The 22,940-nt window shown below is 58.4% G+C and carries 19 protein-coding genes; 7 read left to right on the top strand and 12 right to left on the bottom strand.

Annotation, left to right across the window (positions count from 1 at the left end):
- Positions 1 to 101: 101 nt before the first annotated feature.
- From ACZ47E_RS13920 to ACZ47E_RS13905, 4 genes are all read right to left on the bottom strand, one after another.
- Positions 102 to 1,394, bottom strand: coding sequence for a CmpA/NrtA family ABC transporter substrate-binding protein (locus ACZ47E_RS13920; RefSeq protein WP_022563287.1), 1,293 nt, complete (start codon positions 1,392 to 1,394; stop codon positions 102 to 104).
- A gap of 376 nt (positions 1,395 to 1,770) precedes the next feature.
- Positions 1,771 to 3,066, bottom strand: a complete 1,296-nt coding sequence (locus ACZ47E_RS13915; protein ID WP_464016996.1) for a CmpA/NrtA family ABC transporter substrate-binding protein — start codon at positions 3,064 to 3,066, stop codon at positions 1,771 to 1,773.
- Between the two features lie 33 nt (positions 3,067 to 3,099).
- A complete protein-coding gene (locus ACZ47E_RS13910) occupies positions 3,100 to 3,687 on the bottom strand; it encodes an ANTAR domain-containing response regulator (RefSeq protein ID WP_022563285.1) in 588 nt (195 codons plus the stop codon).
- A 97-nt stretch (positions 3,688 to 3,784) separates the two neighbouring features.
- Positions 3,785 to 4,450, bottom strand: coding sequence for a GntR family transcriptional regulator (locus ACZ47E_RS13905; protein ID WP_004437233.1), 666 nt, complete (start codon positions 4,448 to 4,450; stop codon positions 3,785 to 3,787).
- A gap of 266 nt (positions 4,451 to 4,716) precedes the next feature.
- Between ACZ47E_RS13905 and ACZ47E_RS13900 the strand changes: the two genes are divergently transcribed.
- From ACZ47E_RS13900 to amyA, 6 genes are all read left to right on the top strand, one after another.
- Entirely contained in the window at positions 4,717 to 5,973 is a 1,257-nt protein-coding gene (locus tag ACZ47E_RS13900) for an NRAMP family divalent metal transporter (RefSeq protein ID WP_004437230.1), read from the top strand.
- 19 nt (positions 5,974 to 5,992) lie between these two features.
- Positions 5,993 to 6,760 carry a LamB/YcsF family protein gene (locus tag ACZ47E_RS13895; protein ID WP_022563284.1) on the top strand — a complete coding sequence of 256 codons (768 nt, stop codon included), beginning with the start codon at positions 5,993 to 5,995 and terminating at the stop codon, positions 6,758 to 6,760.
- A gap of 11 nt (positions 6,761 to 6,771) precedes the next feature.
- Positions 6,772 to 7,581, top strand: a complete 810-nt coding sequence (locus ACZ47E_RS13890) for a putative hydro-lyase (protein WP_022563283.1) — start codon at positions 6,772 to 6,774, stop codon at positions 7,579 to 7,581.
- A gap of 7 nt (positions 7,582 to 7,588) precedes the next feature.
- Positions 7,589 to 9,199 (top strand): 5-oxoprolinase subunit B/C family protein, encoded by a 1,611-nt coding sequence (locus tag ACZ47E_RS13885; RefSeq protein WP_048902910.1) that lies wholly within the window; start codon positions 7,589 to 7,591, stop codon positions 9,197 to 9,199.
- Positions 9,196 to 10,926 (top strand): acetyl/propionyl/methylcrotonyl-CoA carboxylase subunit alpha, encoded by a 1,731-nt coding sequence (locus ACZ47E_RS13880; protein ID WP_022563281.1) that lies wholly within the window; start codon positions 9,196 to 9,198, stop codon positions 10,924 to 10,926. Before ACZ47E_RS13885 ends, ACZ47E_RS13880 begins: the two co-directional genes overlap by 4 nt.
- A gap of 111 nt (positions 10,927 to 11,037) precedes the next feature.
- Complete coding sequence (amyA, locus tag ACZ47E_RS13875; RefSeq protein ID WP_022563280.1) at positions 11,038 to 12,525, top strand: alpha-amylase; 1,488 nt, start codon at positions 11,038 to 11,040, stop codon at positions 12,523 to 12,525.
- Positions 12,526 to 12,555: 30 nt separating this feature from the next.
- Here amyA and soxR read toward each other — a convergent pair whose 3' ends face one another.
- The gene (soxR, locus tag ACZ47E_RS13870) at positions 12,556 to 13,011 is read right to left on the bottom strand and encodes a redox-sensitive transcriptional activator SoxR (protein WP_003584914.1); all 456 of its coding nucleotides are present in this window, start codon (positions 13,009 to 13,011) and stop codon (positions 12,556 to 12,558) included.
- 156 nt (positions 13,012 to 13,167) lie between these two features.
- Positions 13,168 to 15,273 (bottom strand): TonB-dependent receptor plug domain-containing protein, encoded by a 2,106-nt coding sequence (locus tag ACZ47E_RS13865; protein WP_003584912.1) that lies wholly within the window; start codon positions 15,271 to 15,273, stop codon positions 13,168 to 13,170.
- 148 nt (positions 15,274 to 15,421) lie between these two features.
- Between ACZ47E_RS13865 and ACZ47E_RS13860 the strand changes: the two genes are divergently transcribed.
- Positions 15,422 to 16,891, top strand: a complete 1,470-nt coding sequence (locus ACZ47E_RS13860; protein ID WP_034500297.1) for a glycosyl transferase family protein — start codon at positions 15,422 to 15,424, stop codon at positions 16,889 to 16,891.
- A gap of 10 nt (positions 16,892 to 16,901) precedes the next feature.
- Here ACZ47E_RS13860 and ACZ47E_RS13855 read toward each other — a convergent pair whose 3' ends face one another.
- The 6 genes from ACZ47E_RS13855 to repA form a co-directional block, all read right to left on the bottom strand.
- A complete protein-coding gene (locus ACZ47E_RS13855) occupies positions 16,902 to 18,101 on the bottom strand; it encodes a low temperature requirement protein A (RefSeq protein ID WP_022563278.1) in 1,200 nt (399 codons plus the stop codon).
- Between the two features lie 38 nt (positions 18,102 to 18,139).
- Entirely contained in the window at positions 18,140 to 18,424 is a 285-nt protein-coding gene (locus tag ACZ47E_RS13850; protein ID WP_022563277.1) for a hypothetical protein, read from the bottom strand.
- Positions 18,425 to 18,489: 65 nt separating this feature from the next.
- Positions 18,490 to 18,702, bottom strand: coding sequence for a hypothetical protein (locus tag ACZ47E_RS13845; RefSeq protein WP_003584900.1), 213 nt, complete (start codon positions 18,700 to 18,702; stop codon positions 18,490 to 18,492).
- 450 nt (positions 18,703 to 19,152) lie between these two features.
- A complete protein-coding gene (gene repC / locus ACZ47E_RS13840; protein ID WP_022563276.1) occupies positions 19,153 to 20,430 on the bottom strand; it encodes a plasmid replication protein RepC in 1,278 nt (425 codons plus the stop codon).
- Positions 20,431 to 20,615: 185 nt separating this feature from the next.
- Positions 20,616 to 21,629, bottom strand: coding sequence for a plasmid partitioning protein RepB (gene repB, locus ACZ47E_RS13835; protein WP_464016995.1), 1,014 nt, complete (start codon positions 21,627 to 21,629; stop codon positions 20,616 to 20,618).
- A complete protein-coding gene (gene repA / locus ACZ47E_RS13830; RefSeq protein WP_022563274.1) occupies positions 21,626 to 22,840 on the bottom strand; it encodes a plasmid partitioning protein RepA in 1,215 nt (404 codons plus the stop codon). The genes repB and repA overlap by 4 nt, the downstream gene beginning before the upstream one ends.
- Positions 22,841 to 22,940: the final 100 nt, after the last annotated feature.

Genomic DNA, 22,940 nt, shown 5'->3' with positions numbered 1-22,940 from the left:
TTGATGTCGGTTACGGTCTGGGCTCGCCCCTCACCCGGTCTTCAGCCGCACCGGTTGGGAAGCGCGGCCGGCGGATGAAGGGCGACGCCCGGGTCTCCTCCTCAGGAGGCCGCCTTGATGGACAGGCTTTCGAGATAGGCCGACGGGTTTTCCGGGTCGAAGACCTTGCCGTCGAAGAAGGTTTCCTTGCCGCGCGAGGTGGAAGCGGGCAGATCGGTTACGCCGAGATCCTTGGCGGCAGCGCGCCAGATATCCTCTCGGTTCACCTTCGCAACCAGCGCCTTCACATCGGTGTCGGGCGCGAATTTGCCCCAGCGGATGTTTTCCGCGATGAACCAGCTGTCGTGGCTGCGGAAGGGATAGGAGGCATGGTCCTGCCAGAACTTCATCTGCAGGCCGGTGTTTTCGAGCGCGCGGCCGTTGCCGTAATTGATATTGCCCTTCAGACGGCCAAGCACATCCTTCGGCGGCACGTTGAACCATTGGCGTTTGCCGAGGATGGTGGACATTTCTTCCTTGTTCGCCATCTCGTCGCACCATTGCTGCGCTTCCATGACCGCCATCAGCAGCGCCTTGGCGGCGTTGGGGTTCTTTTCCACCCAGTCGGCGCGCATGCCGAGCGCCTTTTCCGGATGGCCCTTCCAGAGTTCGCCTGTCGTACAGGCAGTAAAACCGATGCCCTGATTGACCAACTGCTCGTTCCAGGGCTCGCCCACACAGAAGACGTCCATGTTGCCAACCTTCATGTTGGCGACCATCTGCGGCGGCGGAACGACGATGGTGGAAACGTCCTTGTCGGGATCGATACCGCCGGCGGCAAGCCAATAGCGGATCCAGAGATCATGCGTGCCGCCCGGGAACGTCATCGCGGCCTTGATTTCCTTGCCTTCCGCCTTCTTTTTCTCGAACGCCACCTTCAGTTTGGAGGCATCGAGTTGAACGCCGGTATCTGCATATTCCCTGGCGACGGAGATGCCTTGGCTGTCGAGGTTCAGGCGGGCGAGGATTGTCATCGGCACCGGCACATTGTTCTGGGTTACCTTGCCCGTATGCATCAGATACGGCATCGGCGTGAGAATATGCGCGCCGTCAATACCGTTCGAAGCGCCGCCGAGCACCAGATTGTCGCGCGTTGCGCCCCATGACGCCTGCTTCAGAACCTCGACGTCAGGCATGCCATGCTTGGCGAAGAGGCCCTTTTCCGCGGCGATAACGAGCGGTGCGGCGTCGGTGAGTGCGATGAAGCCGAGTTTTGCGCCTTTGACCTCAGGCTCGGCGGTGGCTGCGAAAGCCCCAGAGGGAAACGCGCCGCGTACCGCAGTGACAAGGGCTGCGTTGGCCGTGGTCTTCAAAATCGCGCGGCGGCTGACAGCGCCGGAGAATATCTTTTTCATTCGCATGTTCCCCTTATTGGGCCACCCGTGGGTGACGTTTTCGCTTGCGAAAAAACCGGAAAATAAAAAAAACGCCGCTCGGTGTTTGCGTCTGCGGACGGGAGAAGTCCGGACTGCAAAACCTTGCGACGTCTGTGTCTTTGAAAGCGCCTATGCCGCGCCCTGCTTGCTCCGATCGCCGTTGACCGGTGCGAAAAACAAAAAGCAAAAGGCGTGCCAGTTTATCAAAATTAGATTATAGCCCTGAAAAGAAAGGCGTATTCATGAGGTGGGCTGTACGACTAAATTTTAATCAGGGATTTTCTTGGCTTGCATTTGGGCAAATAGAGAAATCCAGCGCTTGAATTTTACGCAGCTTGACCAGCTTGGGTGCCGTTTATGCCTCACCGGAAGCTTGAGAAACAGCCGTAGATGTACGTACTGAGAATTCCTTCACATAGCCTTCTATGTCGGCGGGATCGAATATGAGGCCATCTACGAAACGATCACCCTCTTCCTGCCCTTCGACACGGATATCGGCATCATCAGGCGCATTGGCGTCGCCCAGCACCGCCCGGTAAATATCCGGCCGGTAGGAAGACAAGGCGGCCGCCACGCCTTTGCGAGAAAATTCCGCCTGCCCCCAGCGGATCATCTGGCTGTAAATCCACAAAGCCTGACTTTGCCGGGGATAATTCGCATGGCCGCCATGAAAGGTGAAATATTTGTCGATCACGCGCCTATTCCCCCGGCTATCAATGCTGAATTCACCGGCAAGCACACGACGGATAATCGCCTCAGGCGCTCCGATGTAACGCGGATCGGCAAGGGCCCGGCTTAGTTCATCGTGATTTTCTGCAAGATCGCACCAGCGCGCGGCCGCATCAAGCGCCGTCAGCAGCCGTCCGACCGCTTCTTGTTGGTTTGCCGCCCATTCGGGCCGCATGCCGATGACCTTTTCGGGTGCGGAAGGCCACAAATCCTGCTTGGCGGCAACGACCCGGCCGACACCGCGTTCGGCGGCGACGATATTCCACGGCGCTCCAACGCAGAAACCGTCAATCGCTCCCGCAGCGAGCGCATCCGATGTCAACGGCGGCGGCACGACCACAAGCTTGACATCGTTGTCGGGGTGAATGCCGCCAGCGGCAAGCCAGTAGCGAAATTCGTAATTATGCGAGGAAAACGGGTAGGTCATGCCAAGCGTCGGTGGCGGCTCGCCGCGGGCACGCATATCATCAAGCACACGCTTCAGCGCCTCAGCATTTTCGAGCGCTCCCGCCGTTTCGGAAAGTCCGGTCACGGCCTTCATGCGGTCAAACAGGCGGGTCGAAAGCGTGATCGCATTGCCGCCGCGTCCGAGTGAAAAAGGCGTAATCGTCGGCGACGGGTTAGAACCGAGCCCGAGCATGGAGGCGACTGGCATTGGCGATATCATATGGGCAATGTCGAATTGCCGGAACGCCAGCCGGTCACGCACATTTGCCCAGGAAACGTCTTTCACGAGATCGAGCGTAATGCCCTCGCGTTCTGCAAAGCCGAATTCGGCCGCTGCGATAAGAACCGATGCGTCAACAAGGGGTATAAAGCCAGCACGCAGGATTTTCTGCCGGTCACTGCCGACCCTTGCCGGTGCGCCCGGGGCTTTCGTCGCTCCGCTGTCTGGTCCTGCCGTTTGTTCCGGTGCCGCCATGTTATTCACTCCACGCTGTCCGGCTGGTCTTCGTCACATCAACAGACCGGCCGCGGTGACCACGCTTTGCGCGATCTCGGAAATCTTCTTTTTCTCGTTCATTGCCGTTTGCCGCAGAAGTGCAAAGGCCTCTTCTTCAGGAAGGCCGCGCATCTTCATCAATATGCCTTTGGCGCGTTCGATGACCTTGCGCTCCTCAAGCGCCGATTTCGCATCGGCCAGCTCCCGCTGCAGGCGGCTGAAAGCATTGAAGCGGCTGACCGCCATATCGAGAATCGGTTTCACACGCTCTTTCTTCAACCCGTCCACCACATAGGCGGAGACACCGGCCTCGACGGCTGCCTCGATGGAGGCGGTGTCGGAACGATCGACAAACATGGCGATAGGCCGGCCAACCGTGCGGGTGAGCTGGAACAGATGCTCCATCATGTCACGATTGGGATTTTCAAGATCGATGAAAATGACATCAGGCTGCAGCGTCTCGATGGTGCGCGCCACCCCGTTCACCTCGTGGATGACGGTAACGCGCTGATAGCCCGCCTCGCGCAGGCCCTCCTCTATGATGGAAGCGCGGATCGCGTTTTCGTCGATAACGAGAATTGTCAGGTCGCGAAGCGTCATGTCAGCATTGATGACGCAGCGCAGCAAACTTGGCAATCGCCCTGATCGGCAAAAGTGAAACAGTACGGCACGAGACGTTTCGCCGCCGCCCGCTATGTCAGGAGGCGTGTTCCACGGCACGTTCGAGCGCTTTCAGGACCGTACGCTCTGAAAGATTGAGATAGGTGTCCATCTCGTCGCCCGCTTCCTGCGCCTTGCCTTCCTCCATCAGTGACAGAATCTTGCTGTTCATGTCGACAAATGGAGAATGAAGCTGTTCGGGATCTTTCAAGAGACCGAAACACAGCCGGAGTTCAGCGGCAATACGCTCGTAAAAATCGCTGATCCGGGCACTGTCGAGGAGATCAACGACAGCTGCATGAAATTTCATGTTGGCGCTGCCCACGCCCAGCCAATCAGCAGCCTCACGCTTCACCTTCGCATCCTCGACCGCCGCCCGCATCGTTTTGATCGCGGGGTGCTTGTGCCAGGCCTGCCTCAGCGCGCCGCATTCCACCATGCGCCGCACCCGGTAGATATCGATGACCGAGGACATGGTGGGAACTGCGACGAACACACCGCGATTGGCCTCATGACGCAGAAGCCCATCCTTGGTCAAAAGCCGGAATGCCTCGCGCAGCGAATTGCGGGAGACATCGAAACGTTCACTGAAGGCTGCCTCTGACAGGCGCTGCCCCGGCGCCAGCTCACCTGATATCAGCAGGGTACGAATACCCTTGGCCAATCGATCCGCAAGCGGCAGACCCTCTATCGTTTCCGTCATGGCGCTCCTTTCCTAAGAGCAATGCAGCATCGGGAATTCCGTGACAGGCATGTTCGGACACGGCATGTTCTGCCCATAGCACAAAGCATTAGCAAAGCACGAAAAAAACATGCTGAATTCATGCGCATAACGTCCAACAAATAGACAAAATAAGAGAACGATTATTATTTATTGTTGAACAATGTTGACAATTTCGCGGAACAGGCCAAACTCGGTCTCATAAAGCATCCGCGAGGGGCGGATTGCAAATGGAGCGGAGAAAATCCATGGAGCAGAATAAGCTCTCGCCCGCCGACCCTAACGAGGTTGCGCGCAAGGCGAAGAATCAACGGTATGCCTTGCTTTCGGCAATGTTCTTGATGTCGATGTCGGCCGTCGGGCCGGGCTTCATCACACAGACCGCAAATTTCACGGTTAAACTGGGCGCCGCATTCGCATTCGCCATCGTCATTTCCGTCCTCATCGACTTCGTCGTGCAGGCCAATATCTGGCGCATCGTCACCATTACCCGCATGCGGGCACCGGCCATTGCCAATGCCGCTATTCCGGGTTCGGGTTATCTGCTTGCGATTCTCGTCATTATCGGCGGCCTGTTCTTCAACATCGGCAATATTGGCGGCGCGGGCCTCGGCTTCAACGCCATGATCGACCTCGATCCGAAGATCGGCGGTGCAATAGGTGCACTGGCGGCCATCGGAATCTTCCTGTCCCGCCGCGCCGGCATTGCCATGGACCGCGTGGTTTTTGTCGCGGCCTTTGTCAAGCTGGCGCTGATCGTTTATGCGGCATATGTTTCCGGCCCGCCGGTCGCGGAAGCCTTCCGCCAGACTTTCCTGCCAGACACCATCGATTTCGTCACCATCACCACCATCGTCGGCGGCACGGTTGGCGGCTACATCACCTATGCCGGTGCGCATCGCCTGCTGGACAAGGGCATGGTGGGCATTGAAAATATCAACGCGGTCAATCGCGCGGCGCTCAGCGGCATCGCCATCACCGGCGTCCTGCGCTACGTCCTGTTCCTTGCCATCCTCGGCGTTGTCGCAAGTGGCGTGGTCATCGATCTCTCCGGCAAGGCGGCGAATCCGGCCGGCCAGGCTTTCCATGCCGCCGCCGGCAATATCGGCTACCGCCTGTTCGGCGCCGTCTTCCTCGCCTCGGCCATGACCAGCATCATCGGCGCGGCCTATACCTCCGTGTCATTCCTGACAGCTTTCAAGCCTGACATAACGGAGCGTCAGCGTAATCTGGCAACGGTCGGCTTCATCGCCATTTCGCTGATTGCCTATGTCATCATCACCACCCCGCCTGCAGCCATGCTCGTCTTCGTCGGCGGTCTCAACGGTCTCGTCCTGCCGATCGGTCTTTCGATCTTCATGTATGCCGCCTGGAAGCGCGCGGATCTGATGCACGGGTACCACTACCCGCGCTGGCTGCTGGTGCTTGGCGTGCTGACCTGCGCGCTCACCTGGTATATGGCCTATAAATCGGCGGGCGCGATCTTTGCCCTGCTCGGCTACTGATGGAATAAGGGAGGCAAACATGGCCGCTATCGATCTCAACAGCGATCTTGGCGAAAGTTACGGCGCATGGCGCATGGGCGATGACGAGGCGATGCTCGCCATCGTTTCCAGCGCCAACATCGCCTGCGGATTTCACGCAGGCGACCCGGCCGGCATCTACCGCACCGTCAAGGCCGCTGCCGAAAAGGGCGTGGTCGTTGGCGCCCATGTCTCCTATCCTGACCGCGTCGGCTTCGGCCGCCGCGATCTGGACGCCACCTCGGAAGAACTGATTGCCGATGTCATCTACCAGATAGGCGCGCTGAAGGGTGTTGCCGCCGCTGCGGGCACCACGGTGCGTTACGTGAAGCCGCATGGCGCACTTTACAACCGCATCGCCAATGATGCGAAACAGGGGCAAGCCGTGATCGACGGCATCAAGGCCATAGATTCGTCACTGGCGTTGATGGGCCTTGCGAACGCGCCCATCCTCGATCTCGCCCGCAAGTCCGGTCTTGCCGTCGTTGCCGAAGCTTTTGCCGATCGCGCCTATACGCCTCAGGGCCAGCTCGTTTCCCGCCGGGAAGCCGGTGCCGTATTACATGACGCGGCAAAAATTGCCGACCGCATGGTGCAGCTTGCCCGCGAAGGCACGCTGGAGGCGATCGATGGCAGTATTATAAAAATCGAGGCGCAATCCATCTGTGTACATGGCGACAGCCCCGGTGCGGTCGCCATCGCCCAGGAAATCCGCCGGCGCTTCGAGGCTGATGGCATCGACATCCGCTCTTTTGCATCCAATCGCTGAAAGGATAGCCGATGACGATACCCACATCCTATCTCAATCACACGGACGCGGACGCCGCCCGCAAGGCCCGCGCCACCTATCGCGGCGGTATTGTCGCCCCTACCTCCGGCATCGCGCCCGGCTTCACGCAGGCGAACATGATCGTGCTGCCGCGCGACTGGGCTTTCGATTTCCTGCTTTATGCGCAACGCAATCCCAAGCCCTGCCCGGTACTCGACGTGTCCGATCCGGGATCGCCGACCACTCTTCTGGCGCCTGGCGCCGATCTCAGGACTGATCTGCCGCTTTATCGCATCTGGCGTGACGGCAAGCTTGTTGAGGAAACCGCTGACGCCACCGCCGCATGGGCTGAGCGCGACGATCTCGTCGCCTTCCTCATTGGCTGCAGCTTCACCTTCGAAACACCGATGGTGGAGGCGGGTATCGAAATCCGCCATATGACGGACAAGAGCAATGTGCCCATGTATCTCACCAACCGCCCCTGCCGTCCGGCCGGTCGGCTGAAGGGCAATATGGTCGTTTCCATGCGGCCGATCCCGGCGTCGCGCGTCGCTGATGCGGCGACCATTTCGGGACGTTTTCCAGCGGTGCATGGTTCGCCCGTGCATGTGGGTGCGCCCGAGGAGATCGGCATTACCGATCTCGCAAAGCCCGATTTCGGCGACGCGGTGCGGATCGAACCCGGCGAGGTTCCGGTCTTCTGGGCCTGCGGCGTCACCCCACAGGCCGCCGTGATGGCATCCGGTGTTCCCTTTGCCATTACCCATGCGCCGGGACACATGTTCATTACCGATATTCCCGATTCCGCCTACCACGCGTGAGGATATGATGCGTTTTCTTCCCGTCAGCCTCGCCACCATTCTTGTCGAACTCGCCGATCTCGATGAAACGCTTGCGCTTTTCGCCTCGCTGCAGAACGATCCCATCGAAGGCATAGAAGAGACGGTGCCGGCTGCCCGCACGCTGATGATCCGGTTCCGGCCCGAGAAGATCGGCTCCGAAGCGCTGGCTGCGCGGCTTGCGAGCCGCGATCTCTCGGCAAAGATCGCGCCGTCGGACAATCTTGTCGAAATCCCCGTCCGTTATAATGGCGAAGACCTTGCAGATGTTGCCGAACTAACCGGCCTGAGCATCGAAGAGGTTATCCGCCGGCACACCGAAAGCGAATTCACCGTTGCCTTCTGCGGCTTCGCTCCCGGTTTTGGTTATCTGGTCGGAGGCGATCCCGCGCTGCATGTCCCGCGCCGGCAAAGCCCGCGCACCCGTATTCCGGCCGGCTCCGTAGCATTGGCCGGTGCTTTCAGCGGCGTCTACCCGCAAAACAGCCCTGGCGGCTGGCAGATCATCGGCACGACGCCGGTGAAGATGTGGGATATAGACCGCGACCCCGGCGCGCTGTTTCAGCCGGGCTACCGTGTGCGTTTCTTCGACATGGACAAGACCGGTCGAACGGTAGATATCCCAGCTCCGGCACCGGACAGGAAAGTACCAAAAAAGGATGGCCCGCATTTCGAGGTGCTTGCCGCGCCAATGCCAGCCATCTTTCAGGACCTCGGCCGTTTCGGCCAGACCGGGCAGGGTGTCTCCGCCTCCGGCGCGCTGGATCGCGGCGCATTTAATGCCGCAAACCGCATCGTCGGCAATCCGGTCAACACGCCCTGTCTCGAACTGACGCTCGGCGGCTTTTCCTTCAAAAGCGCGAACCGTACCGTTATCGGCATAACCGGCGCCCCCTGCCCCGTCACGATCAAGACGGCAGAGCGCAGTTTCGTGGCAAAGGCGCATGCACCGGTTTCCCTTGAGGCCGGTGATGTTGTCACTTTCGGCCAACCATCGAAAGGTATGCGTTGTTATCTCGCGGTGCGCGGTGGCTTCGATGTCGAGCCGGTGCTCGGCAGTTTCGCGACGGATACACTTGCCGTTGTTGGCCCGGAGCCGGTCGGTGCAGGCGCCATCCTGCCGCTTAAGGGCGAGACGTCCGGCCTTTCCAGCGTATCGATCGACGAGGTTCCGGCTTTCGAGCCGCCGGCAACGGGTGAGGTCGTGACACTGGATGTCGTTCTCGGGCCCCGAACGGACTGGTTCACGCAGAGGGGTATCGAGACGCTGACTGGCCAGCTCTGGCAGGTCACCCCACAATCGAACCGGGTCGGCATTCGCCTCTCAGGCGACGTGCCGGTGGAACGCAAGGACAGTGCGGAGCTTCCGAGCGAAGGCACGGCAACGGGCGCGATCCAGATTCCCCATAGCGGCCAGCCGGTTCTTTTCCTTGCCGATCACCCGCTGACCGGAGGTTATCCTGTCATCGGCGCGGTAGCGGAATATCATCTCGATCTTGCCGGGCAGATCCCCGTCAACGCCAAAATCAAATTTCGCCCGATCGGCCCCTTTGCCGAAATCGTGGCCAGGAACATAGAATCCCGAGGAGAAAAGCGATGAAAAAAGTGCTGATTGCCAATCGCGGCGAGATCGCGGTGCGCATCATCCGCGCCTGTCGCGATTACGGCCTGAAATCGGTCGCCGTTTATGCCGATCCCGATCAGGACGCGCTTTTCGTCCGGCTGGCGGATGAAGCCTATGCGCTGGAAGGCGTGCGGCCCGCCGAGACCTATCTCGACATTACCAAGCTGATCGCGGTTGCAAAACGCGCTGGCGCGGACGCCGTGCATCCCGGTTACGGCTTTCTGTCCGAACGCGCGGAGTTTGCCCAAGCCGTCATCGATGCCGGCCTGATCTGGATCGGTCCCGACCCTCATGTCATCGAGGCGCTGGGCGATAAGGTCGAGGCACGGCGCATCGCCACCGGCGTTGGCGCACCACTGGTTGCCGGCAGTGATGGCCCCGTCTCTTCCGCCGCGGAAGTCACCGCCTTCGCCGAACAGCACGGCCTGCCGGTCGCCATCAAGGCTGCCCATGGCGGTGGCGGGCGCGGCCTGAAGGTTGCCTGGAAAATGGAGGAGATCGCCGACCTCTACGAATCCGCCGTGCGCGAAGCAACCGCCGCCTTCGGTCGTGGCGAATGCTTTCTGGAGCGCTTCCTTGACCGGCCGCGCCATATAGAAGCGCAGGTTCTGGCCGATAAACACGGCAATGTGCTTGTTCTCGGCACCCGCGACTGCTCGCTGCAACGCCGGAACCAGAAACTGATCGAAGAGGCCCCCGCCCCCTTCCTGTCCGATGAGCAGCGCCAAAAAATCCATGACGCCGCCAAGGCGATCTGCGCCGCAGCCGGTTATTCCGGCGCCGGCACCGTCGAATTCCTGCTCGGCGTTGACGGCACCATTTCTTTCCTCGAGGTCAATACGCGCCTGCAGGTGGAACATCCTGTCACCGAGGAAACCACCGGCATCGATCTCGTCATCGAACAGTTCCGTATTGCCGAAGGCAAGACGTTGCGTGTCCTTGAAACGCCCGAACCGCGCGGGCACTCCATGGAGTTCCGCATCAATGCCGAAGACCCTGGCCGCGGCTTCCTGCCGACGCCCGGCTCGATCTCGGTTTTCGACGCGCCGTCCGGTCCCGGCATTCGCATGGATAGCGGTGTCGTCAGCGGCTCCGTCGTGCCTGGTGTCTTCGACTCGCTGATGGCGAAGCTCATTGTGACAGGTGTTGACCGCGATCAGGTTCTGCGCCGTGCCCGTCGCGCGCTGAAGGAATTCCGCATCGAGGGTATCGCGACCGTTCTTCCGTTCCATCGCGCCGCGATCGAGACGGACGACTTCATCGGCACGGATCGGTTCAAGGTTCACACCCGCTGGATCGAAACCGATTTTGCGGCCATGCCCGACGCCATGGAGCGCCCGGCACCGGCCGACGATCCTTCCATGACACGAACCTATCTCGAGATTGACGGAAAGCGTGTTTCGGTCGGCCTGCCCAGCATTCTCCTTTCCAGCCTCGGCAGCGTCAACGGCGGCCAGGCGTCCGTTTCCGGCACTGCGGTCGACAGGAACGAGGGTGAAATCACTGCTCCCGTTTCCGGCACCTTGCAGTCCTTCAAGGTAAAAGATGGCGACACGGTCGCGGAAGGTGATCTCCTGGCAATCATGGAAGCAATGAAGATGGAGACGCAGATTGTCGCCACCAGGGCCGGCAGGATCCGCCTGATCGGCAAGGAAGGCGACTATCTTCAGGCCGGCGATAGGGTGCTCGAAATAGCCGGCTAATATTGAAGCGCCGCAACGACCTCATAATCGCAGATCGCGCATCCCCGGTGGCGGAACCCTTTCGTCACCGGGCCGTTTATGGCGCGACCTGCTAACCATCGTGAGGGACATATGGCCGGACGCACCTTGCTTCAATTCTTCCATTGGTATTATCCGGACGGAGGGAAATTATGGAGCGAGGTGGCCGAGAAGGCCGAAAGCCTCGCCAAAATGGGCATTACCGACGTCTGGCTGCCGCCCGCCTACAAGGGCGCCGCCGGCGGTTATTCGGTTGGATATGACACCTACGATCTCTTCGACCTCGGCGAATTTGACCAGAAGGGCACCGTCGCCACCAAATACGGTGATCGTGGCGCCCTCGAGCATGCGGGCAAGACGCTGAAAGAGAATGGCATCCGTGTCATTCACGACGTCGTTCTCAATCACAAGATGGGTGCCGACGAGAAGGAAAAGGTACGGGTTCGCCGCGTCAATCCCGACGATCGCACGGATATCGACGACGAGGATTTTTCCGCACTCGCTTACACACGTTTCACCTTTCCTGGCCGAGGCGGCGTGCATTCCAAATTCATCTGGGACCAGAAATGTTTCAGCGGCGTCGATCACATCGAAGAGCCGACCGAAGACGGCATTTTCCGGCTCGTCAACGAATATGGCGACGGTGAGTGGAACGAGGAAGTCGATCAGGAAAACGGCAATTTCGACTATCTGATGGGTGCGGACGTCGAGTTTCGCAATCGGGCCGTCTATGAAGAGCTCAAATATTGGGGCCGCTGGCTTTCCGAGCAGGTCCAGGTGGACGGCTTCCGGCTGGATGCCGCAAAACATATTCCGGCATGGTTCTTCCGCGACTGGGTCGGCCATATGCGCGAGACTATTGACCCCGATCTTTTCGTCGTAGCGGAATATTGGCACCCCGATCTTGAGGCCTTGAAGAGCTATCTCGAACTCGTCGACAAGCAACTGATGCTTTTCGATGTCGCCCTTCACCACAGCTTCCACGACGCGTCGAAACAGGGGGGTGATTTTGACATGCGCAGCATTTTCGATGGTGCGCTTGTTGCCGCCGTTCCCGATCACGCCGTCACGCTTGTCGATAACCACGACACCCAGCCATTGCAATCGCTGGAGGCCCCGGTGGAGCCCTGGTTCAAGCCCCTAGCCTATGCGATCATATTGCTGCGTGAAAACGGCGTGCCTTGCGTTTTTTATCCCGATCTGTTCGGCACGAGCTATACCGACACGGGTAATGACGGCAATGAGTACAAAATCGATATGCCGGCCATCGAATGCCTGCCGAAGCTCATAGAGGCGCGCAGCCGTTTCGCCAATGGCGTACAGACGGACATTTTCGATGACCCGAACTGCATCGCCTTCGTTCGCCATGGCACCGCCGATGCGCCCGGTTGTGTCGTGGTGATGTCGAATGGCGAACCGGCGGAAAAGCATGTCGATCTCGGTCCGGATCATGCAGGGGCGGTCTGGCGCGACTTCCTCGGGCACCGTCAAGAGGAGATCACCCTCGATGAGAGCGGCAAGGGCGCCTTCCCCACCAATGGCGGCAGTGTCAGTGTTTGGGTGCCAGCCGAATCCGGGTGAGCAACAAGGCTAACGGTCCGAAAATTATGCTCACTCTGCCGAAACGAGGCGGCGGGGACCTGCGCCGTTATCGGCGAGAACATCGTTCGGATTGCGCAACGGACAATCATCCAGCGAAAGGCACCCGCAACCGATACAGCCGGTAAGCTGGTCGCGCAGCATGATCAGGTTGTTGATGCGGAGCTGGAGCATTTCCCGCCAGGATTGGGAGAACCTGCGCCAGTCGGCTGTTGTCGCCACCCGATCCTGCGGCAGGTCGGCCATCGCGTCCCTGATGATGCTCAGCTGTATACCCGCCCGCTGTGCAATGCGGATGATGGCGATGCGCCTCAGAACGGCGCGATGATAACGGCGTTGATTGCCGGCGGTGCGCCAGCCCTCGATCAATCCCTTCGCCTCGTAAAAATGGATGGTGGAGACGGCGATGCCGCTGCGGCGGGCAACCTCTCCCACCGTCAGGCTGTGTTTGAGTATGGTATTTTCCATTCTGGCTCCTGCTTCCGGACCGATTTCCGCTCGGAAACGCGGAAACACAACGAAGAGCAGCCGGTATAATTCCTCAACTATAGTTGAGGTCAATAGACCAACGGTCAAAAAAAGAGGCGCCCGATGGCGCCTCCGAATTTCGCGGCTATGACTGGATCAGAACTTCGCTGTCATGCTGATCCAGAAACGACGGCCTTCCATGACGGTGTTGAAATCGTCGGTGCCGACATCCTTGTCGAAGACGTTGTAGACGGCGGCATTGAGATCGACATTTTCGGCGACCGCATATTTCGCGCCGATATCAAGCGTGGTGTAGGCGTCATATTTTCGACCGGCCTTGCCGTTGATCGTCACCGGCGTGCCGTTCGTGCCGATGCGCGGGCCGGCATTGATTTCCGATCCGTGGTAATTCAGCGAGGCCCAGGCTTCAAGACCATCGATCGGTGTCACCCAGTCGCCGCGCAGATTGGCCATATGCTCCGGTGTCCGCGCCAATGGAAAACCTTGGTAATCACCGGTCTTCTGTTCGGAATGCGTATAGGTATAGTTGCCGCGCAGCGTCAGTTCCGGCGTCGCGTACCAGGTCGCCGTCAATTCCACACCCTGAATGACCGCATCGTCGATATTGTAATTATACCAGAGGCGGTAGTTGCGGTCTTCGCTCCAGCGGACAGGCGTTCCATCGGGATTGAGCACCAGCGCGTTGGAAATCTTGTCCTTGAAATCGGTGTAGAAATAGGTGGCCCCCAGAGCGACGTCACCATTCTCCCAAAGTGCCGCCACTTCGTAACTCGTGCTTTTTTCCGCTTCGAGGTTGGGATCGCCGATGATCACACCGCAGGTGCCGCTCGGACCATAGGTGCAACCGCCCCCACCTGTCGTATAGGCATAACCCGGCGCGATCTGACGGATTTCCGGTGCGCGGAAACCGGTGGAAACGCCGCCCTTGATGGTCAGCTCTTCCGTGGCGCTCCAGACGCCATAAAGACGCGGGCTGAAATGATTGCCGTATTTTTCATGGTTATCGAGGCGAAGCCCGCCCGTCAGCGCGAAATTGTCGACGATGCGCCACTCATCCTCAAGGAATAGAGCCCATTGCGTGGCCGAAAACGTCTCGTCCCGGCCGGTACGGCGGCCCGGGTTCTGGTCCGTCAGCCGTGCCTCGAAATATTGGCCGCCCGTGACCAGTGTGTGGTTGCCGAAGAGCTCGAAAGGCGTGGTGAACTTGCCATCGAGCACGGTATTGCGCACCTCCGGCGAGCGTGCATTTTCAGTCACGCGGCCGGTTCGGATGTTTCTGGTGAAATTGGTGCGTTCCGCCCATTCCTGCTGCAACGAGAATTCGGATGTGGTCGGTCCCCAGCGGCCGGTGTGCGAGAGTGACCAGTGGTCACGCGTGTTGATGTTGTAGGTGCCGTCGCTATTGGCCGCGAGCGATTCGCCAGGCTCGGCGCTCCGGCGTAGCCTTGTCTTGCCACCCTCGAGATAGATGTCGTGATCTTCGTTCGGCGTAAACGTCAGGCGGCCGTTGAAATCATATTCCTTGGCGCCGGTGGTCCCGCCCAAAATGCGGTCTTCGCCGCGCGTGAAGCCCCTGCCCCAGAGCTGCAGACCAAGCTGATCCTTGAGGATCGGACCGTTCGCATACCAGGAGACCTGGCCGCTGTTGCCGAATTTCGAATGCTGTTGAACCGTGCCCTCGGTGGTGACGGAGCCCGACCAGACGTCGCCGACCTTGCGGGTGATGATGTTGATCACGCCGCCCATGGCATCCGAGCCATAAAGCGAGGACATGGGACCGCGCACCACTTCGATACGTTCGATCGCCGAAACCGGCGGCACGAAGCTCTGTTCGAAGCCGGAGTTGCCATTCGTGCGGGCATCGCGCGTGCTCTGCCGCTTGCCGTCAACGAGGATCAACGTATAGGCGCCCGGCAAGCCGCGGATGAAAACATCCTTTTCGTTGGCGATTCCGGTGACGGACACGCCCTGCACTTCGCGCAGGGCGTCAGTCAGGTCGCGATACGCCCCCTTTTCCAGATCCTCCCGTGTGACGACGGTGATGCTGGCCGGAGCGTCTTTTACATTCTGCTCGAAACCGGACGCGGTGACGACGATCTGCTCAAGAACAGTGGTATTTTCGGATGCCTGCTGCGCAAAAGCGGGCAGAGCAATATTTAACGCGGTTCCCGCCATTGCTGCCGAAAAAGTAGTCTTTATTGTCATCGAAGCCTTTTTGCAGCCCCGGTACTTCAATTCCATGTTATGCCCCCGCATTTAACTTGAGAATTTCACCCCACTTATTTACGAGGGGGGTGCGGGTGCAACAGGTTTGTTTTCGAACAGTTCTAAATTCTAGAAATTGCAAAAAGGGCTCCCTCTTAAGATGAGTGGAGTAAAAATTCGCCAGATGACAACCAGCAAGAGAAAAGACGGACCGGCTTCCACGGCAAAACCCGACAGGCTTGGGCAGCTGAAACTGCTTGTCGCTTTTGATGCGTTGTTGCGGGAAGGTAGTGTCAGCCGCGCCGCGGCGGGCATGGGACTTCCAACATCATCGATGAGCCGGATCTTGCAGCAGCTACGGGAAAAATACGGGGACCAGCTCTTTCTCCGCACCGGCCAAGGCCTGCGCCCCACCCCCTTTGCCGAAGCCATGCGCCTGCGCATCCGCTCCCTGGCGGCAGAGGCCGAAAATCTGATCGATTATTCGCAGGAAGAACCCGACGCGCCGGCCACCATCAATAAGAACGGCTGGGAGCAGCCGGCATTGATGAAAGCACCGCCACTTTCCCTTCGCCCCAGCATTCTTCTTGAAGGTCAGCCGACGCCGGAAAACATTGCCGAGCGTCTCGCCCGCATCGGCCACAATTCTGCCCCACAGGAACGGCTCGCCAAGTATATTGCAACGTCTGCGATGGGAATAGGCAACAGCCGTCCGCTCAGCCAATCGGAGGCGACGGATGCACTGTCGATCATTCTGGAAGGGGATGCCGATCCGATACAGATCGGGGCACTGCTCGCCACCATGCATTATCGCGGCGTGACGGCGGCCGAACTGGCCGGCTTCATCCAGGCCACGTGGCGACATGTCGGGCGCGACCGCTACCGGCCTGTCACCGTCGATCTCGACTGGCCGGCTTATATGTCCCCCAAACACCGCGACGCGCCATGGTTCGTGCATTCTGCCCGCCTCGTTTCCATGGCGGGATACAGGGTGCTGCTGCACGGCCATGTTGGTCAGGGCGAAAATGGCGGCAAGCTTGAACGCGCCGCACAAGCCTGCGGTATTCCCCTTTGCCGTTCGCTTTCGCAGGCGGCCGAGGCCACGTCATCCGAACGGATCGCCTATCTCCCCCTGGGCGGCCTGTCTCTGCAATTCCAGAGCCTGCTCAGTCTCCATGGCATTCTGGAAATGCGCCTGCCGGTGCATACTGTCGTCCACCTTCTCAATCCACTGCGCGCAAGGAGCACTATTATAGGGCTCGCCCGTCCGGCCTATCAGGAGCTGCATCGCGATACCGCCCGCCTGCTCGCCGTGGAGAATCTCGCAATACTCGGTAACACGCGGGATTTCGCACAGTTCACGCCATTCCGCAGCACACGGATTTTCGGTCTTTCAAGCGGAAGGGACGTGGAGGTCCTGGTCCCCGCCCGCGAAGCACCGCCTGCCGAAATGCCAACCATGTTTACCACCTTCGAATATTGGCGTGCAGTCTGGACAGGAGCCGCGAAAGACGAAAGGGCGGAAACCATCATCATATCCACCGCCGCCGCCGCGTTGATGCTCGTCAATGACATGGGGCTTTCCTTTGACGAAGCTTACGCGAAAAGCCTCAAGCTCTGGAACGAGAGGACGCGCAATCTGGTCAGCGTCTGAGCATTCGAGATCACGCCGTGGCGACTGACTTTTTCAGAGCCAGATATTCCCACAGGGCAACAAGCAGCAGAATACCCGTGCTGGCCAGCTGCAGGATGAATAGCGGAATGCCCGGCACCGGCAACAATAGGCAGAGCGCTGCCACGCCCGCAAAATGCGAGACGGGGCGCTGATAGGTCGCTGCGATCTTGACACCGATATTGCCTGCCAGAAAGAGGACGGGACCACCGACGATTGCGATGGCCTCCCTTATCGTTGCGGCCTCGTGGGCGTGGGACAGGCTGAAATCCTCTCCCACCGCCGTCAGAATGATACCGGCGACGATTGGCAAATGTCCGTAATTGAAGAGATTATGGGCGATCTTCGCCTTCTCGTCGGCGTTCTCGGCTTTTCTGGAGGCTTCCGCCTGTCCGTGATGGAAGTAAATCCACCACATCGCGACGGTGCTGATGAAGGCGGAGCAGAAAACGACAAATGTCAGCCCGGAGTTCATATATTCGGTTGCCGTCCGGCCAGTGGTCAGAATTGTTTCCCCCAGACAGATGATGACAAACAGGGCGCAACGTTCCGCCAGATGCTCTCCGGAAAGATGCAGACTGTCGTCATCGCGAGAACGCAAGCCGGGGACAACATAGCGGCAGGCCGGACCGGCATACTCGATTGCGAGCGCCATGCCCCACAGGAGAATGCGTTCCCCCAGATCGCAAAATCCGCCTGCCAACCAGAACAGGCTCGAAATGGCCAGCCAGATCGTCACCCTCACGAACACCAGAAACGACTGCCGGTCTTCATCCCTGAAGGCATAGAGAGCAAACAGGCTTCGACCGATCTGCATGACGCTGTAGATCAGCGCGAAAACCAGGCCCTGTTCGGCAAAGGCTTCCGGCAAGGCGATGGCCAGCAGTACACCGCCAAACATCAGCACGAAGAGCAAAATCCTGACCGGTTCTTTTTCGGTATTCAGCAGATTGGTGATCCAGGTGGTGTGTATCCACAGCCACCACAGGGACAATATCAGGATGCCGGCTTCCAGCACCGCCGTTGGCCCAAAGTCCTTCGCCAGAGAATGGGATAACTGAATAAGAGCGAAAACGAAAACCAGATCAAAGAACAGCTCAGGAAATGTTGCCTTTCCCGTCTCCTGGCCGTCATGCCGGATCCAGCTTTCTGCCCTCGGCGCCCGTCGGGAAATCTGGGTTCCTGTTCTCATTCTGCTTCCGTTTGCGGAGCATAGATCATCGCAATCCCTCACTGTCGCAAGACGTGGGTTTCAGCCCCGGTATTGTTATGATCTGACCCGCGGCCGGGGAATTCCAGCCCACGCGCCCTGTCGGGAAGGAACTGCGGTCCCACCAGCCGCACCGTTTTTCCGGAGACATCAATAATGTAACTTTGGGCGGAAGGCGCCGATGAAACCGCTGCGTTACCGTCTTTTTTATCTTCCAGCCGGCTGATTTCCAGGGACTGGGAAAATACCGGCACGACCATTACGCAAACGAGGCCGGCGGCGAGAAAGAGGGGCTTGGGTAACATCGAAATTCCCTGACGCTTTTATCTGCGCCAATAACAGCCATCACCTGCATTTGTTCCGCGCAGCTTCAGGTATCGCCGTCAAGGTAAGTGCGGTATTGCACGTAATCACCGCTCGATTGCCCATCGACGACTTCAGGCGGCCGCCCCTCGCCCCCTGGGAGATAGCCGGTGTCTTCGAGGACCGATTTCACGAGCTCTGCAATCGCAATATGTCGGGGCATAGCTTTATCCGCCATGTAAAGGGCGACGGCCAGTTCTATATCATCCGGAAATGTCATGAGCGTGGCGTTCCGTTAAACCATGGACTGGAACGCGCAGTGCCAGCGAAAGTTCAATTCGTCGGCGCCAAGGTAGCGCGGATTGGCGACATATCGCGGAACTTTTTTCGAGGGAGGAACTTCTGCCCGAAATGAACAGGCTGATGTTCACCGTAGGTTTTCAGTCCGGCCCCGTCGCAATTTAATTGACCCTGGAATGCGGCGAGACAGCTACTTGGCATTAAAAATGCTCCAGACTCAAGCAATTGAAACCAATCATGGAAACGCGCAAACGAAAGCTAAATTGGACTTAACTTTCGTTACTTTGCATTAACCACGGGAAGCCCCGATCGGACACAAAGTGTTCTAGCAGCTTCGTTCCAACGAATCTTTTGGTGTTTGCGTGAACAGCAAGAATCTAACCGCATAGCCGGTTTTTCGCAAGCTGCCGCCGCTCCGCTCATCACGCCCTCATGATCTCGTTCCCGCCTCCTGCTTGTCTGTCCGACCACGCAGTTGCGCCGTGAGCATAGCCTTGAGATCGAAACTACCTTCCTGGGCCTTACGTGTGAGATTGCGCAGATATCCGCCAAGCGAACTGATTTGATCAGCCTTCTGCAACAGGCAAGCGAGGATGGCCGCTGTTCCCTGCCTCCCGAAGGTGGCCAAAGCGTCCTGATAGGCCGACTGGCTGATGCTGAACATCGTTCTGATGACGGAAGTTGCCACCTCCATATCTCTCCAGCCAGTCACCGCACCTCCAGGTGCATAGAGTGAGATGTCCGGGCACGCTTTCAAAACCAAAACAATATCAGGAACAAAAAATTGCTTATGAAGATCGTTCTTGGGTGTTGGTTTTGGAGGTGTGACACCAGTGACCGCGGCATCTGCGGATGTGGACGCGACTGTTGCAGCATTTCGAACCGGCGCGGCATCCTCCAATTCCTGCGGTTCAGATATGGATTCGGATTCTGAATTCTTTATGAGGCGCTCATTTTGGCAGTCATTGCCGCTCAAATTTTCCGATTTTTCAAGATTTTCCAGATAGTTGGTCACTTCTGTGCGCAGTGAAGCCAGAAAACCGGCGATTTCCTTGAGTTCAGCTGTCTTCGAATTGCGCCCTAGAGCCCGCGCGATGTCGTTGTAACGGGCCTGAAACCCGTCAAAGATCTCGATCTTGCCGCTGGCAGCAATCATTTCGCAGAGTTTCTGGATGTCCCGACGGCAGAGGCTGATCGTCTCGCGAAGCCGTTGAAGATCGAGCCGTTCGCCAATGATGCGTTCGGCCAGTTCCTCTATTTCCGTTTTACGAGCAAGAAGCGGTGCGAGTGAGAACCCGTAGGCTTCGCTGATCTCGCCACCCCTGTGCTTCCGTGCGTAACGTTTCCCATTCGGGCTGTCCTTGCGGATGATGAGGCCGGCTTCGACAAGAGCCGAAAGATGCCGACGCAATGTCTGTTCCGCCATGCCATGTGCCCTGAGCGACAACTGCGTATTGGATGGAAACACCACCAATCCGGCTTCGCTGGAAAGCTCATTTTTGGGATAAAAGCTCAGGAGCGCGTTCAGAACGGCAAGCGAGCGATCGGTTACGCCGAGCAGCGGTCTTGCTTCACAGACCGACCGATAGAGTTTCCATTTGTCGACTGCTTCGCATTTTCTGTTTTTCTGCGCGGCAAACTGGGTTGCGAGCACGCCAAACGACATCGCTCGCCGCCCAAAGGGCGTCGTTACACATGTGCTGTCCATGTCTTTCACCTTTCACAAGGCAAAAGAAAATCGCTCACCGAAAAATTCGATGCCAAGACTCTTGACTATGATTCGCGGAAATGAGATTCTTCGGGTGCTTAAATCAAAGAAAGGCTTCCGCGCGGCAACGTTCGGGGGCTTTTTTCTTTTGTGATGCGTCTCCTGTTAGTCGTTCGGGTTAGAAATCACTGCTTGGACCGATACTCGGCAAACAGCGTCTGAAGATGCTCAAGAACGAATTCGGCAAATTCCGGTGCTTCGTTCTTGTCGATCGATATATCCAGCTTGCGGTCGCTCTCGACCACTTTCGCCAGGCGACGGCCCGTATCCGAAGACCATACGCCGGTTTTCTTGGCCTGTGCCTTTGGCTTCAAAAAGTCCAGAAGCGCCTTGAAGCGTTCTTCGGAAGGAAGCGAGGCAACCGTCGGTTCGCTGACATATGCGCGGGCCGCCTCCTTGACCTGTGAGGAGGAAAGCTGGTCGGCAAGATCCATCCAGTTGCGGCGGCCGACAGTGGGTGCGGAGCCTATGAGATCGACCAGATCCTCTGGAATGCGTCCAACGACCGAAAGCATATTGGACAGATCGCCCTTGTGAAGCGACATTGCCGCCATGATCGTGTCTCGAGGGAACCGCATCTGCAGTTTCTGCGCAAACCGTGCTTTCTCGATATAGGTCAGGTCGCGGCGTTCGTTATTTTCCTGGCCCTGGGCCACCACCAGCTGTTCATCGCTGAGATCCCGCACAACGGCCTTGACCGGAATTCCAAGACTTGAAACGGCGCGAAGGCGGCGATGACCGAAGGCGACCTGATAACGGCCCGGGAAATCGGGATGCGGGCGCACGAGAATCGGCACCTGCTGCCCCTGCTCACGAATTGCCTCCACCAGACCGGCATCGGCCTCTTCGGAAGCGGGCATACGATCCGGTATGAAGGAGGGATCGATATCCGCGGGGTCGAGAGAGACAATCGTCAGTCCTTCGGCGAGCTGCTTTTCAATGGCTTCAGCCCGTTTGGCGCGCTCCGAGACTTCATTCAGCGATTGACCGATCATACCGACGGGGGAGTTCAAAACATCCGTCACCAGCTCAGGGGAGCCGAGGATAGGCCTGATACGGGGTCGCGAACGCTCCGGCGTGGTATCGTTGTTGTCAGTACCCGGTGTGCCAAGATTTGCGAAGATTTGTTTTCTGCTCATGCTGCCCTACCCCACGCTTTTTTAATCAGTCCTTCGATTTCAGCGTTCACATTGTTCATGGCTTCCAGCGCGCGATCATAGGTCGACCGGGTGAATTGCGTCCTCTCCACTTCGAAGAGCGTCTGGTTGGTCAATCCAGCGTCCGAGACCGCCGTGCTTTTCAGCATCGGATGATTGAGGACGTTTTCACCAAAGATCGATCGCAGGAAAGCGACCATCTGGTTCTGCGGCCCGTCGCTCGGTTCGAAACGGGTGATCAGGTAACGCATCCAGTTATAATCCGACCGAGCACCGGCCCGGCCAATTTCTGCCAGAAGGTCGCCGGTCATGGCGAGGAACTGGTTCATCGACATCACGTCAAGCATCTGCGGATGGACGGTGACGAGCACCGATGTCGCCGCTGTCAGAGCCGAAAGCGTCAGATAACCGAGTTGCGGTGGGCAATCGATGACGACAACGTCGTAGAAATTTTGCGCTTGGGCGATCGCCTGGCCGATACGGGCGAAGAACAGCGTGTCACCCGGTGCACGGCGCATCAGCGCACGCGGAGTATCGTGTTCGAACTCCATAAGTTCCAGATTGCCAGGAACAATGTGGAGATCGGGAATATAGGTGCCACGGACAATCTCGGCGATGGGGCGGCGTTCATCGTCATAACGGATCGCGCCATAAAGCGTCTCGTTCGGCCCGACATCAATCTCGGGCTGGTGACCAAAAAGCGCGGAAAGGCTGGCCTGGGGGTCGAGATCGATGGCAAGAACCCGATAGCCACGTAGTGCCAGATATTGCGCCAGATGGGCAGAGGTGGTTGTCTTTCCCGAACCGCCCTTGAAATTCATGACGGCGATGACCTGTAACTCTTCACCCTCCCGGCGGTGGGGCAGGTAGCGGCGTGTGCCACGCGCACCCTGGTCCAGAAAACCCCTGATATCGCGCATGTCTTCTACGGAATAGGAGCGACGCCCGGATACCTGCGCGGCATCAAGCTCAGGCAACTCGGAAGCGATCTGGCGCAGATAGGCTTCGCCAATGCCGATGAGCTTTGCGGTCTCAGCCGGAGAGAAATGCCGCATGCTCTTTTCGGTATGTGGGGAAAATGTATTTGCGTTATGCGCCTGCAACTGGGCTGACAACGCAGCCGAATGCTGTTGTATAAGACTCGTCAGGTCAGGTGCTCCTGCGGCACGTCTTAAATCGGCACTCTGTGTCATCGGTCTTCTTTCGCTCGAAATTGCAGTAGCGGTTTTTTTCGAAAAAGGCGGTTTTTTCCGCAACTGAGATATAAGCGCCGATTCTCTTTTTGGCGCAATA

It is taken from the genome of Agrobacterium sp. 5Ca39 (assembly GCF_055382365.1).
This window is presented reverse-complemented; position numbering and strand designations above follow the sequence as displayed.

What these genes read in the sequence shown, in the direction of transcription:
- ACZ47E_RS13920 (WP_022563287.1), bottom strand. Translation starts at nt 1,394, where the DNA reads ATGAAAAAGATATTCTCCGGCGCTGTCAGCCGCCGCGCGATTTTGAAG.
- ACZ47E_RS13915 (WP_464016996.1), bottom strand. Translation starts at nt 3,066, where the DNA reads ATGGCGGCACCGGAACAAACGGCAGGACCAGACAGCGGAGCGACGAAA.
- ACZ47E_RS13910 (WP_022563285.1), bottom strand. Translation starts at nt 3,687, where the DNA reads ATGACGCTTCGCGACCTGACAATTCTCGTTATCGACGAAAACGCGATC.
- ACZ47E_RS13905 (WP_004437233.1), bottom strand. Translation starts at nt 4,450, where the DNA reads ATGACGGAAACGATAGAGGGTCTGCCGCTTGCGGATCGATTGGCCAAG.
- ACZ47E_RS13900 (WP_004437230.1), top strand. Translation starts at nt 4,717, where the DNA reads ATGGAGCAGAATAAGCTCTCGCCCGCCGACCCTAACGAGGTTGCGCGC.
- ACZ47E_RS13895 (WP_022563284.1), top strand. Translation starts at nt 5,993, where the DNA reads ATGGCCGCTATCGATCTCAACAGCGATCTTGGCGAAAGTTACGGCGCA.
- ACZ47E_RS13890 (WP_022563283.1), top strand. Translation starts at nt 6,772, where the DNA reads ATGACGATACCCACATCCTATCTCAATCACACGGACGCGGACGCCGCC.
- ACZ47E_RS13885 (WP_048902910.1), top strand. Translation starts at nt 7,589, where the DNA reads ATGCGTTTTCTTCCCGTCAGCCTCGCCACCATTCTTGTCGAACTCGCC.
- ACZ47E_RS13880 (WP_022563281.1), top strand. Translation starts at nt 9,196, where the DNA reads ATGAAAAAAGTGCTGATTGCCAATCGCGGCGAGATCGCGGTGCGCATC.
- amyA (WP_022563280.1), top strand. Translation starts at nt 11,038, where the DNA reads ATGGCCGGACGCACCTTGCTTCAATTCTTCCATTGGTATTATCCGGAC.
- soxR (WP_003584914.1), bottom strand. Translation starts at nt 13,011, where the DNA reads ATGGAAAATACCATACTCAAACACAGCCTGACGGTGGGAGAGGTTGCC.
- ACZ47E_RS13865 (WP_003584912.1), bottom strand. Translation starts at nt 15,273, where the DNA reads ATGGAATTGAAGTACCGGGGCTGCAAAAAGGCTTCGATGACAATAAAG.
- ACZ47E_RS13860 (WP_034500297.1), top strand. Translation starts at nt 15,422, where the DNA reads ATGACAACCAGCAAGAGAAAAGACGGACCGGCTTCCACGGCAAAACCC.
- ACZ47E_RS13855 (WP_022563278.1), bottom strand. Translation starts at nt 18,101, where the DNA reads ATGAGAACAGGAACCCAGATTTCCCGACGGGCGCCGAGGGCAGAAAGC.
- ACZ47E_RS13850 (WP_022563277.1), bottom strand. Translation starts at nt 18,424, where the DNA reads ATGTTACCCAAGCCCCTCTTTCTCGCCGCCGGCCTCGTTTGCGTAATG.
- ACZ47E_RS13845 (WP_003584900.1), bottom strand. Translation starts at nt 18,702, where the DNA reads ATGACATTTCCGGATGATATAGAACTGGCCGTCGCCCTTTACATGGCG.
- repC (WP_022563276.1), bottom strand. Translation starts at nt 20,430, where the DNA reads ATGGACAGCACATGTGTAACGACGCCCTTTGGGCGGCGAGCGATGTCG.
- repB (WP_464016995.1), bottom strand. Translation starts at nt 21,629, where the DNA reads ATGAGCAGAAAACAAATCTTCGCAAATCTTGGCACACCGGGTACTGAC.
- repA (WP_022563274.1), bottom strand. Translation starts at nt 22,840, where the DNA reads ATGACACAGAGTGCCGATTTAAGACGTGCCGCAGGAGCACCTGACCTG.